The organism is Pasteurella sp. XG20, from assembly GCF_018968665.1.
GTDB classification, from domain to species: Bacteria; Pseudomonadota; Gammaproteobacteria; order Enterobacterales; family Pasteurellaceae; genus Pasteurella; species Pasteurella multocida.
Map to the genome: position 1 here is coordinate 859,363 of NZ_CP076656.1, position 12,405 is coordinate 871,767.

The 12,405-nt window shown below is 39.5% G+C and carries 10 protein-coding genes and 4 tRNA genes; 12 read left to right on the forward strand and 2 right to left on the reverse strand.

Annotated features, from left to right (window positions below):
* Window positions 1–11: 11 nt before the first annotated feature.
* The 8 genes from gloB (at window position 12) to KPF51_RS03855 (ending at window position 5,562) form a co-directional block, all read left to right on the forward strand.
* Complete coding sequence (gloB, locus tag KPF51_RS03820; RefSeq protein WP_005726576.1) at window positions 12–713, forward strand: hydroxyacylglutathione hydrolase; 702 nt, start codon at window positions 12–14, stop codon at window positions 711–713.
* A gap of 138 nt (window positions 714–851) precedes the next feature.
* Window positions 852–2,156 carry a glutamyl-tRNA reductase gene (gene hemA / locus KPF51_RS03825; RefSeq protein ID WP_005726575.1) on the forward strand — a complete coding sequence of 435 codons (1,305 nt, stop codon included), beginning with the start codon at window positions 852–854 and terminating at the stop codon, window positions 2,154–2,156.
* 77 nt (window positions 2,157–2,233) lie between these two features.
* Entirely contained in the window at window positions 2,234–3,457 is a 1,224-nt protein-coding gene (locus KPF51_RS03830) for an ROK family transcriptional regulator (protein WP_005726574.1), read from the forward strand.
* A 146-nt stretch (window positions 3,458–3,603) separates the two neighbouring features.
* Window positions 3,604–3,680: transfer RNA gene (locus tag KPF51_RS03835), tRNA-Met, on the forward strand.
* A 5-nt stretch (window positions 3,681–3,685) separates the two neighbouring features.
* Window positions 3,686–3,770: transfer RNA gene (locus tag KPF51_RS03840), tRNA-Leu, on the forward strand.
* A gap of 29 nt (window positions 3,771–3,799) precedes the next feature.
* A tRNA-Gln gene (locus KPF51_RS03845) sits at window positions 3,800–3,874 on the forward strand.
* A 45-nt stretch (window positions 3,875–3,919) separates the two neighbouring features.
* Window positions 3,920–3,994: transfer RNA gene (locus tag KPF51_RS03850), tRNA-Gln, on the forward strand.
* A 299-nt stretch (window positions 3,995–4,293) separates the two neighbouring features.
* Entirely contained in the window at window positions 4,294–5,562 is a 1,269-nt protein-coding gene (locus KPF51_RS03855) for an NRAMP family divalent metal transporter (protein ID WP_211599578.1), read from the forward strand.
* Window positions 5,563–5,622: 60 nt separating this feature from the next.
* On the opposite strand, the gene prlC is transcribed toward KPF51_RS03855, so the two are convergent.
* On the reverse strand, window positions 5,623–7,662 hold the full coding sequence (prlC, locus tag KPF51_RS03860) for an oligopeptidase A (protein ID WP_061406115.1): 2,040 nt from the start codon (window positions 7,660–7,662) through the stop codon (window positions 5,623–5,625).
* 121 nt (window positions 7,663–7,783) lie between these two features.
* On the opposite strand from prlC, the gene KPF51_RS03865 reads away from it, so the two are divergent.
* Both KPF51_RS03865 and KPF51_RS03870 read left to right on the forward strand, forming a co-directional pair.
* Entirely contained in the window at window positions 7,784–8,146 is a 363-nt protein-coding gene (locus KPF51_RS03865) for a YbaN family protein (RefSeq protein ID WP_005751513.1), read from the forward strand.
* A gap of 63 nt (window positions 8,147–8,209) precedes the next feature.
* Window positions 8,210–9,781 (forward strand): peptide ABC transporter substrate-binding protein, encoded by a 1,572-nt coding sequence (locus KPF51_RS03870; RefSeq protein WP_042742886.1) that lies wholly within the window; start codon window positions 8,210–8,212, stop codon window positions 9,779–9,781.
* 51 nt (window positions 9,782–9,832) lie between these two features.
* Here the strand turns inward: KPF51_RS03870 and ribA are convergent, their stop codons facing one another.
* On the reverse strand, window positions 9,833–10,492 hold the full coding sequence (ribA, locus tag KPF51_RS03875) for a GTP cyclohydrolase II (protein ID WP_005716111.1): 660 nt from the start codon (window positions 10,490–10,492) through the stop codon (window positions 9,833–9,835).
* Window positions 10,493–10,555: 63 nt separating this feature from the next.
* On the opposite strand from ribA, the gene KPF51_RS03880 reads away from it, so the two are divergent.
* Both KPF51_RS03880 and nagK read left to right on the forward strand, forming a co-directional pair.
* Window positions 10,556–11,293 (forward strand): phosphatase PAP2 family protein, encoded by a 738-nt coding sequence (locus tag KPF51_RS03880; protein ID WP_014391121.1) that lies wholly within the window; start codon window positions 10,556–10,558, stop codon window positions 11,291–11,293.
* Between the two features lie 49 nt (window positions 11,294–11,342).
* Window positions 11,343–12,257, forward strand: a complete 915-nt coding sequence (gene nagK, locus KPF51_RS03885; RefSeq protein ID WP_005726560.1) for an N-acetylglucosamine kinase — start codon at window positions 11,343–11,345, stop codon at window positions 12,255–12,257.
* Window positions 12,258–12,405 lie beyond the last annotated feature (148 nt).

Genomic DNA, 12,405 nt, shown 5'->3' on the forward strand with positions numbered 1-12,405 from the left:
GAGGACAATTTATGCTAGTACCGATTCCTGCTCTAAATGATAACTACATTTGGCTCTATGGACGAGCAAATTTACCGATAATTGTGATCGATATACCAGAATTTACCCCGTTACTCGATTATGTTCAACAGCATCAACTTAAAGTGGAAGCCTTGCTGTTAACTCATCATCATGATGATCACACTGCGGGGGTCTCACTTTTTAAACAACATTTTCCAAACGTGAAAGTCTTTGGACCAGCAGAAACCCAAGCGAAAGGGGCGACTGAAATTGTTAATATGGGCATTTTGCAGACCGAACATTACCACATTCAGGTATTACAAACCGCAGGACATACGGAACAACATGTGAGCTATCTGGTTGATGGGTATTTATTTTGTGGCGACAGTTTATTTTCTGCGGGCTGTGGACGTGTCTTTACCGGGAATTATCAAGATATGTTTGATGGCTTACAACGCTTAAAATCCTTGCCTGATGACACAATTGTGTGTCCCGCCCATGAATATACTTTAGCCAATTTAGCCTTTGCCAAATATGTATTGCCAGAAAATGTAGCGATACAACAACATGAACAATGGGTACAAAAACAGCGTGTAGCACACCAGCCAAGTTTACCCACGACAATGGGACGAGAAAAACAGATTAATCCGTTTTTGATCGCACAAAATATAGAAACCTTTGTTGCATGGCGTAAAGCAAAAGACGTGTTTTAATTGAAATAAAAGCGAAGTTCATGTAAATAATCACGTTGCCGTTTGCTCATGACAGGACAATTGATTAAAATGGGCTTTATTTCTTTTCTTTGTGGGTTCAACGCGCCGTGTTTGATCGCGGTTCATGTAAAATAATGTATGACGATTCTAGTTATTGGTATTAATCACAAGACAGCCTCTGTCGCTATCCGTGAGAAAGTGGCGTTTTCTGCTGAGAAACGGGTTGAGGCATTGGCGCAAATTCAGCAACAAGCATTGGCTGAAAGTGCGGTGATTTTATCCACTTGTAATCGTACTGAAGTGTATTTTCATCATAAAGCCATTCCGCCTCAAGAGGCAGAAAGTTGGGCGACGCGTTGTATGCAATGGTTTGCAGAAATACATCAGTTATCTTTAGATGCGTTAGCAGGCTGCCTTTATTCGCAACAAAATCAACAAGCGGTTTTACATTTAATGCGTGTTGCCTGCGGATTGGATTCATTAGTATTGGGAGAACCGCAAATTTTAGGGCAAGTGAAAGACGCCTATCAGTTGAGTAAAACGTATTATCAAGGGCAAAATCAACCTCTTTCCAGTGAGTTTTCCCGTTTATTTCAAAAAACGTTTTCTGTCGCAAAGCGAGTTCGAACCGAAACGAATATTGGTGGCAGTGCTGTGTCTGTAGCCTATGGAGCATGTAGTTTAGCACGCCAAATTTTTGATTCACTCAAAACACTAAATGTGCTTTTAGTCGGTGCAGGGGAGACCATCGAACTGACGTGTCGACATCTGTTACGCCATGGTGTGCAACGAATTATGATTGCAAACCGTACTTTTGAACGAGCGCAACATTTAGTAACTAAATTAGATGGTGCAGAAAATGTGCAAGTCTTGGCACTCACACAGTTACAAGAAGGCTTAAATCAAGCGGATATTGTGATCAGCTCAACAGGAAGTCCTACAATCTTGATTACTCAAGATATGGTCAAGATTGCACAAAAAGTACGTTGTGACCTACCAATGCTGTTGGTGGACATTGCGGTACCACGTGATATTGAAGAAAGTGTCGGTGAGTTAGACAGTATTTATCATTACACAGTAGATGATTTACAGACAATTATTCAACGCAATCTGGCAGAAAGAGAGAAAGCGTCGGCACAAGCGTGGGTGATTATTCAACAAGAATGCGTGGATTTCTTTGAGTGGTTAAAAGTGCATCAGTTTTCAAATTTAATCCGTTCTTACCGAGAAAATGCAGAAGATATTCGTCAAATACTATTAGAAAAGGCATTGCTTGCGTTACGTCAAGGTGAAGATAGCGAAGCTGTATTACAAGCACTGAGTTATAAATTGACAAATAAACTTTTACATTCACCTACACAAGTGATGAATGCGATGGTCAAAACAGGTAATTCAACGGGATTAGCACTGTTTTCTTCAACTTTAAAGTCCGACGTGGAGTAGCACAACAAATAAAAGTGATTTCTAATTCAGTCAATTCACTTTAGAATAATCAGGTTATTTTTTTATTGGGGTAAAATATGCGAGAAAATCACCAAATAGCAAATGTTGATTTAGTAAAACAAATGAATAGCGCTGTTGTTTATAAACTGATCGATCAACAAGGTCCCATTTCTCGTATTCAAATTTCAGAACTCAGCCAATTAGCCCCAGCGAGTGTCACTAAAATTACACGTCATCTGCTTGCTCGAGGGTTAATTAAAGAAGTGGAGCAACAGGAATCTACTGGTGGACGTCGTGCCACTTCAATTGTGGCGGAACATAAAGCTTTCCGCACGATTTTGATTCGTTTAGGTCGTAAACATGCGACTTTTGCTATCATGGATTTATCCACGAAGTTATTAAAAAGAGATGTGGTGGATTTACCAGAACAGCAAAGTGTTACGAGTATAGAGGCTTTTCTTCTACAACATTTGACGGCATTTATTGCACAGCATCAGAAGCGAGGCAGTGAGTTTATCGCTGTGGGGATCACGGTGCCGGGATTTGTCGATGTGAAAACAGACATGATTGAATACATGCCACATCTTGATTTAGAAGCGCCTTGGGATCTGGCGAATAAAATTTCACAACATACGCAATTAGCCACTTTTATTGGACATGATGTGCGCAGTTTAGCCTTAGCAGAGCATTATTTTGGTGTGACGCAAGATTGTTATGATTCTTTGTTATTACGTATTCATCGTGGTGTTGGCGCTGGCATTGTGATAAATCATGAGGTTTTTTTAGGTTATAAAAATAATGTCGGTGAGATTGGGCATATTCAAGTTGATCCGCTGGGAAAACGTTGTTTGTGTGGCAATGTAGGATGTTTGGAAACTGTCGTGAGTAATACAGCGATTGAACGCAAAATGCACGATCTGTTAGAAGATGGCTACGAGAGCAAATGGCTATCGCTTGAATCGCACGATATTGATGCGATTTGTAAGGCGAGTAACAAACAGGATACGGCAGCGATTGAACTGATTGAACACGTTGGGGTGCAAATTGGACGAGTGTTGGCGATGAGTGTGAATATGTTTAATCCCGAGAAGATCGTGATTTCTGGTGAAATTACCCAAGCCAAAAATATCTTGTTTGCGGCAATACAACGTTCTTTAGATAGCCATGCGTTGCCTGCTTTTGTCAAGAATACGCCATTAGTTGCATCAGAACTGAAGAATGAAGATGTCATTGGGGCATTTGCGTTAATTAAACGTGCGTTATTAGATGGGAGCTTGCTACGTCGTTTGCTGGCAGACTAAAGTGCGGTTGCTTTTACAGCGATTTGTTCAAACTGTATGCGAACGCGTTAAAAATTTCATTTTTATAAAAAAAAGAGTTGACGAGTGGGGGCGATATCAGCATAATTAGCCCCGCAAAGCCGATGAGGTGAATGCAAATAGAAAATGGCTATGTAGCTCAGTTGGTTAGAGCACAACACTCATAATGTTGGGGTCACAGGTTCGAATCCCGTCATAGCCACCATATTTGCGGGACTGGCGAAATTGGTAGACGCACCAGATTTAGGTTCTGGCGCCGCGAGGTGTGTGGGTTCAAGTCCCTCGTCCCGCACCATTCATTAGCTTGCAAGTCAATATAGTTGTTGGGGTATCGCCAAGCGGTAAGGCACCGGGTTTTGATCTCGGCATTCCTAGGTTCGAATCCTAGTACCCCAGCCATACTATCAAACAATCTCCACCCTCTTCATATCAAGATATTTAAATTGGGGTATCGCCAAGCGGTAAGGCACCGGGTTTTGATCTCGGCATTCCTAGGTTCGAATCCTAGTACCCCAGCCATCACTTTTCTCAATTTTGATTTCACTTACTTCGTTTTACGATTATTTTATTTTTACTTTAAAATTTTTATTATTTTTTCAAATTTATTTTATCGTTATTTTCCTTTCTAGAAATAGAGTATTTCTTATACTTTTCTTTTTCATACCAGTAGCTTTTACTAAAACCCTAGTTTATTTCAGAATAAAATACTATTTTTGTATTATTTTTGTCCGGTTGACTAGTATAAATAAATCGGCGATATTGTTAAAACATTGTGAAAATTCACAATGACAATCAAAAACTCTTTTTTGGAATATCGTATGACAGAATTAACACAACAAATAGAAAAATCAACATGGCATTCTAAATTTGCCGCTTTAGGTCCGGGGATTTTAATAGCGTCAGCTGCCGTTGGTGGATCGCATATTATTGCATCTACCCAGTCTGGTGCGATTTATGGCTGGCAATTGGCCATCATTATTATTTTAGCGAATTTATTCAAATATCCTTTCTTCCGCTTTGGCGTGCAATACACGCTAGATTCGGGGGAAACCTTATTGCAAGGTTATTTAAGAAAAGGCAAGCTATACATTTGGATCTTCTTTTTACTTAATGTGTTTGCCACAGTGATTAACACCGCAGCGGTGGGTTTGCTTTGTGCGGCGATTTTGACCTTCGTCTTACCTGTTCAAGTGCCTGTACCCACATTAAGTTTTATTGTGATCGGGGTGAGCACCTCTATCCTGTTATTAGGTAAATACCGTTTACTTGATGGCTTATCTAAATTGATCATGATTGCGTTGACAATCACGACAGTGAGTGCCGTGATAATTGCATTAGCACGTAATGGCATTCAAGGTGTTGCCCCCGCAGATTATGTCAGTGCCAGCCCTTGGAATTTAGCCGCATTGGGCTTTATTGTGGCGTTAATGGGGTGGATGCCGGCACCGATTGAAATTTCAGCCATCAATTCAATGTGGGTGATTGCAAAACGCCGTGTATCGAAAGTGTCTTATCAAGACGGTATTTGGGATTTTAACGTAGGATATATTGGTACCGCCATTTTAGCGCTTGTTTTCTTAGCATTAGGGGCGTTAGTTCAGCATGGCTCAAGTGAAACTGTTCAATTGGTAGGTGGCAAATACATCGCACAATTAATTAATATGTATGCTTCAACGATCGGTGAATGGGCAAGAGGTCTGATTGCGTTCATTGCTTTTATGTGTATGTTTGGTACAACGATCACGGTTATCGATGGTTATTCACGCACCAATGTTGAAAGCTTACGTTTAATTTTAGGCAAGAAAGAAAGCCGTCCGAGTTATTTAAATGTTGCTATTACCTTTGCTGCTTTAGCGGGACTAGCCATTATTTTCTATTTTAATAATGCGGTAGGTCCAATGTTGAAATTTGCGATGATTGCGTCTTTTGTTTCAACCCCCGTATTTGCATATTTAAATTTATCATTGGTATTAAAAGGTGAGCATCGTGTTAAAGGGAAGTTATTGTGGTTATCCTTAATTGGCTTAATGTATTTAACTTCATTTACGTTGCTGTTTATTGCTCAACAAGCAGGCTGGTTGAATTAACCTAATTTGATAAAAAAATACCGCACTTTAGATGGTGCGGTATTTTTTATTGGAAAGATATTAATTCGCAATGCCTTTATGTCTTAAAAGGGCATCTAATTGTGGCTCACGTCCACGGAAACGCTTAAATAAGGTCATAGGCTCTTCACTTCCTCCTCGGCTTAAGATTTCAGCTAAGAAAGATTTCCCCGTTTCTGGATTAAAAATACCTTCTTCTTCAAAGCGTGAAAAGGCATCAGCTGAAAGCACTTCTGCCCATAAATAACTGTAATAACCTGCGGCATACCCACCTGCAAAAATATGGCTAAAACTGTGCGGGGCTCTTGCCCATTCTACGCCTTTAATCACAGCCACTTCCTCTTTAACCGCTTTTAAGGTATCGAGGATTTGATTTGCTTTGGTTGGATCAAAATGATGATGTAAACGGAAATCAAATAAACCAAATTCTAATTGACGCAAGACAAACATCGCAGCTTGGAAATTTTTCGCTTTTAAGAGCTGTGCTAATTTTTCTTTTGGTAGTGGTTCACCGGTTTCATAGTGACCAGAGATAAAGTCGAGCGCGTCGGCTTCCCAGCACCAATTTTCTAAAAACTGGCTTGGTAATTCCACCGCATCCCAAGGTACGCCACTGATTCCTGCAACATCAGCAACATCAATTTCAGTCAGCATATGGTGAATACCATGACCAAACTCATGGAATAATGTGGTGACTTCATCATGAGTAAATAAAGCCGGTTTATCTCCTACAGGGGCGTTAAAATTACAGGTGAGATAGGCAACCGGTTTTTGGATTTCGCCATTTGCTTTTTTGCGACGTCCGATACAATCATCCATCCAGGCACCGCCACGTTTATTCTCACGTGCATATAAATCAAGGTAGAAACTGCCACGTAGGTTATCGTTTTCATCAATAAGATCAAAAAAACGCACATCGTTATGCCAAGTATCAATTCCAAAGCGTTCAACGGTACGAATATTAAAAATGCGTTGAATTAACTCAAATAAACCGGCTAATACACGATTTTCAGGGAAGTAAGGGCGTAATTCTTCATCATTGATTGAATAAAGGTATTGTTTTTGCTTTTCGCTGTAAAAAGCAATATCCCAAGCTTCAAGCTCATTTACGCCAAATTGTGTTTGGCAGAAATCAAGTAACTCGGCTAATTCTTTCTCACCTTGTGTTTTTGAACGTTTTGCCAGGCTGTCTAAGAAATCTAACACCTGTTGTGGTTTTTCCGCCATTTTGGTTGCAAGGGAAAGCTCGGTATAACAGTTAAAATCAAGAAGGTGGGCAAGCTCTACACGTAAGTTGAGAATTTCTTGCATAATAGCGCTGTTATCCCATTTTTCTGCATTTGGACCTTGGTCGGAAGCGCGTGTAACAAAAGCACGATACATTTCTTCACGCAATGCACGATTTTCACAATAGGTCATGACAGGTAAATAACTTGGGATTTCTAATGTGAAACGATAGCCTTCTAGCCCTTTATTCTCAGCAGATTGTTTGGCTGCTGCTAAAGCTGATTCGGGTAATCCTTTTAATTCCTCGAGATTTTCAATCACTTTATCCCAGCCCATTGTGGCATCAAGGACATTATTACTAAATTGCGCACTTAATTCAGATAAGCGTGCAGAGATTTCACCATAACGTTTTTGTTTCTCTGTCGATAAAGAAATACCAGATAATTTGAAATCACGTAGGGCATTATCAATAGTTTTTTGTTGTGCTAAATCGTAATGCGCAAACTCAGGACTATTTTTAAGTTTTTCATAAGCCTGATATAACCCTTTATGTTGACCTACCCAAGTGCTGTATTCCGACAACAAAGGCAAACACGCTTGATATGCTGCACGGAGTTCAGGACTGTTTTTGACGGCATTGAGATGGGAAACAGGAGACCAGGCTTTACTGAAGCGGTCACCCATTTCAGTTAAAGGTAAAATAAAATTATCCCATGTGAATTGTTCTTGTTTGAGTAATTGTTCAATATTGTCACGGCAAGCTTGAATCAAATTTTCGACGGCAGGTTGCACGTGTTCTGGTTTTATTTGTGAAAAAGGGGGGAGCCCTTCAAAGCTAAGTAAAGGATTGGACATAAATAATTTCCTTAAACGATGATAAGTTTTTACTACATTGGGCAAAATTTTATAATATCAAGCTTGAAAAAGCGAAAAAATTGTAGATAATTGAGAATTGTTTTTATTCAAAAGGGTGGTTATGAAGGCAATTTATATTTTATTAGGGTTTATTTTTCTCGGATTAGGTATTGTGGGAATTATTCTTCCTCTTCTGCCCGCAACGCCTTTCTTGTTACTTACATTATTCTTTTTTGCAAAAGGGTCTGATCGATTACACCATTGGTTTTTGCAAACACCATGGTATAACAAGCACTTAAAATCTTTTAAAGAAGAGCGTGCCTTAACACAAAAATCTAAGTTTTGGATTTTATTATTCGCAACGACTATGTTATCGATTGGATTTTATTTTACCCCAAGTGTCGTCGGGCGGACGATTATTGTGCTAGTTCTCTTGACCAAATATTGGTTCTTTTTCTTTTGGATTAAAACAGTAAAGCAATAATTGGTATTCGCTAAGCATTGTTTGTATAATGAACATCATTTTTCAGGAAAAACAATATGTTTTATGTTTAGCGATGCATCTTTTTCTCGTTACAAGACAAATATGATGACACACTTAAAAAGTGCGGTCTTTTCGGGGCTAATTTTTTGCCTCACAGCTTGTGATCAACCGACCTCTGTGTCTTCTTCCCTTTCTGCTCCCCCAGTATCAGACATGACACCGAGTCGCGAAAAATTAACGCGTGCGGTTTATCATGATTTGATCCTCAATCCTCATCAAATGACGAATGCAGAACAAGCTATTTTTTTGCAAGATTTACTGGAAGGTTTGACCGCCTATGACACGGCGGGTCATCCTGTGCCGGCGGTGGCGGAAAGTTGGCAGTCAGAAGACTATAAAACCTGGTTTTTCATTTTACGTGAGGGAGCACAATGGTCGAATGGTGACGCGGTAACAGCACAGGATTTTGTACACAGTTGGCAAAATCTAGCCAGCTCTACCAGTCCACTGAAAACTTATTTAGCTTTTCTAAATTTAGCCAATGCAGACGCTGTTTTAAAAGGTAGCATGCCGGTTGCAGACTTGGGCATTGAAGCAATAGAGCATCGTGTGCTACGTATTCAGTTAGATAAACCGACGCCAGCACTACCAGCAATGTTGGCTCATGTCGCGTTATTACCAACTTATCAGAAAGAAAGTGCGCAATTTGTGAGTAATGGTGCTTATCGGTTAGTGAATCAACAGGATGATTTCATTCATTTAGAAAAAAATCCTCATTATTGGGCGCATCAAAAAGTGTCGTTTAAGTTTGTGGATTATCAAAAAATTAGTGCATCGCAACCGGTGTCAAATATAGATTGGGTGTTAGCACCACAACATACACTTACACCACTTCAATATTTCCCGACACTTTGTACGCATTATTATGAATTTAATCTTAAGCATCCATTATTACAAAAAAGTGCGGTGCGAAAAGCATTAATTTCGATGATTTCAACTCGGAGTATTGTGCAGGATGTGGTGCCTTACATGCAAGCGACAACCCAGTTTTTACCTTATTCGATGCAAATGGATTCTGATTTGGCTTGGGAACCTGTCGTGGTCGAACAAGTATTGGAGCAACAAGGGATTACAGAAAGTAAACCTTTGCAATTTACCCTGACGTATGATCAACAGCCACCGAATGTAGAGATCGCGCAACGCTTAATTCGTATGTGGTCACAATCAGATATGATCAGAGTGAAGGCACAGCCAGTTGCTTGGCAACAGTTATTGGAAAAACGGGCGAAACGTGATTTTGAAGTGATACGTTCCGGTTGGTGTGCAGATTACAATGAGCCTTCAGCCTTTTTAAATATTTTTTATTCACAAGCTGCCGATAATCAAGCCGGTTATCATCATGCGGAAGTGGATAAATTATTAGAACAAACGCTTTTACCTCAAACAGAAACAGAGCGAAAACATTTATACAGCAAAATTACTACTCAATTACAGCAAGATTATGTCGTGTTACCCATTTTCCAATATACAACCCCCATTTTTATCCATCCAACAGTGACAGGCTATCGTCTTGATAACCCTACAGGAACGATGTATAGCAAAGATTTATACCGTAAGGTCAGTGAGCATAAATAATATGCGCTCTATTGATTGCACATGCCCCACAGATTGAGTGGGGCATTGCGTTTATTTCTCTTGCACAGGAACTTCTTCTGAGCAATAAGGGCACTCAAGTGGGTATTTTTGCTGATTATGAATAATAAAATGCCCCATTTTTTTGGCTTTTGTGTCTAAATATTCCGTGTTATAGCGGTTTTCGCCTACATTTAATGCGACACGTTCTACAATATTGATCCCTGCCTTTTTCATGGTGTCAATTTTGTTTGGGTTATTGGTTAATAAGCGCACTTTATTAATGCCTAACAACGCAAAAATATCGGCACACACTTCAAAATTTCGTTCATCTGCCGCAAAGCCTAATGCAAGATTTGCTTCAATCGTATCCATGCCTTTGTCTTGAAGGGAATAGGCGCGGATTTTATTAATTAAACCGATACCACGTCCTTCCTCGCGGTGATAAATTAATACACCACGACCTTCTTGGCTAATTTGACGTAAGGCAGCGGCCAGTTGAAAGCCACAATCGCATTTTAAGCTGTAAAGGGCATCGCCCGTTAAGCATTCAGAATGGATGCGGGCTAAAATTGGCTCGTCGGTGTTTTCTACCTCTCCCAATACTAATGCCACATGTTCTTTTTTAGTGTCTGGAAATTCAAAACCGACAATTCTAAACATGCCAAATTCCGTTGGCAAATTAGCCTCGGTAACGCGTTGAATTTTTGCCATAATCAATCCTTATTCTTTTATGCGTTATCTGATAGAATATCGCTCTTTCAGATGATTCATTTTATGGTTGCGAATATGTTAAAAAGATTATCATTATATACCTTATTGCTTTGTGTTGTCCCTCTTTTTGCTTGGATTTTTACATGGCAATGGCGTAGCGATGATGTGATGACAAATTACGACTATCCACTTTATTTCTTAACAGAAAGTGGGAGTGTGCCTTATGCGATTATTACGTGTGGGATTTTTGCCTTACTTTTTATTCCCTTATTCCAGACGCGAAAACAGTGGGTATTAGGTGTGCTTGTCATGGCATTTTCCGTCATCCTTACGCAAGGTATCAAAAGCGGATTAAAAACGCTTTTTTCGGAGCCGCGTCCTTATATTGTTTATGTCGCAGAAGCGAGTGGCATCAGTGTTGAACAATTTTATGCACAAGAGCGTAAACAACGATCGCATTTTATTGATCAGTTTTATCAAACAAAATCGGATACACCAAACTGGTTAAAGAACCATTATGAAAAAGAAGTGGGCTATGCATTTCCCTCTGGACATACGATTTTTGCGGCAACTTGGTTGATGTTAGTGGTCGGTTTTGTACACTTATTAAGTGTACGTTCATTAACGGCAAAAGTACTTGTGAGTTTCACTTCACTGTGGGCTGTATTTATGCTGATTAGTCGTTTACGTTTCGGAATGCATTATCCGATAGATTTATTTATCAGCACGTTAATTGCATTTTTTGTACACTGGGGAATTTTTACGTTTTTGCAAAAAAAATCGATATTTATCAAGAAATAGACGTGAAATCATTGCTAGAATTAAAATTATTTTTTTAAGTGAGGTGAACATGCGATATGGATTTGATATTGGCGGAACAAAAATTGAACTTGCCGTATTTAATGATCAGTTAGAAAAACAATATTCAGAAAGAGTAGAAACCCCTAAAGAAAGTTATGAGGAATGGTTAAACACAATTGTGCGTTTAGTCCATAAAGCAGATGAGATGTTTCAGTGTCAAGGCACTGTAGGATTAGGTATTCCCGGTTTTGTTAATCCAGCCACAGGTATTGCGGAAATAGTGAATATTCGTGCGGCAGATCATAAACCGATTATTCAAGATCTTGAAACGCGATTAGGGCGTGAAGTTCGTGCTGAAAATGACGCGAATTGTTTTGCGTTATCAGAAGCTTGGGATGAAGAAAATGCCCAATATCCAAGCGTGCTAGGGCTAATTCTCGGGACTGGATTTGGGGGCGGTCTGATTTTTAATGGTAAGGTACATTCTGGTCAAACAGGGATGGCGGGTGAAGTCGGACATACACAATTAAATTACCATGCGTTAAGATTGTTGGGCGGGGATAACGCACCGATTTATGATTGTGGTTGTGGTAATCGTGCTTGTTTAGATACGTATTTATCAGGCAGAGGCTTTGAAATGTTGTATCGTGATATGCAAGGTGAAGCGTTAAGTGCGCAAGCGATTATTCAACGTTTTTATGCCGGTGACCAAAGTGCGGTCAAATTTGTTGAGCTTTTTATTGAGCTTTGTGCCATTTCAATAGGAAATTTGATTACAGTATTAGATCCTCACGTGATTGTTTTAGGCGGTGGATTATCTAATTTTGATTATTTATATGAAGCCTTACCTAAAGCCCTACCTGCACGTTTATTACGCAGTGCGAATGTGCCACTAATTAAAAAAGCGAAATATGGTGATTCTGGTGGTGTACGAGGGGCCGCTGCGTTGTTTTTGAGCAAATAAATATGGCGAGATAGCGAGGTGGAAACATCTCGTTATTTTTTATGTGATTCAACGGAATTGTTTATTTTGCTACGATACGTTGAAATTTTATTCAAAAATAGGTGATTATTCGTTAGAATAGCAAGGTTTATGTCTTATTTTAAGGAAA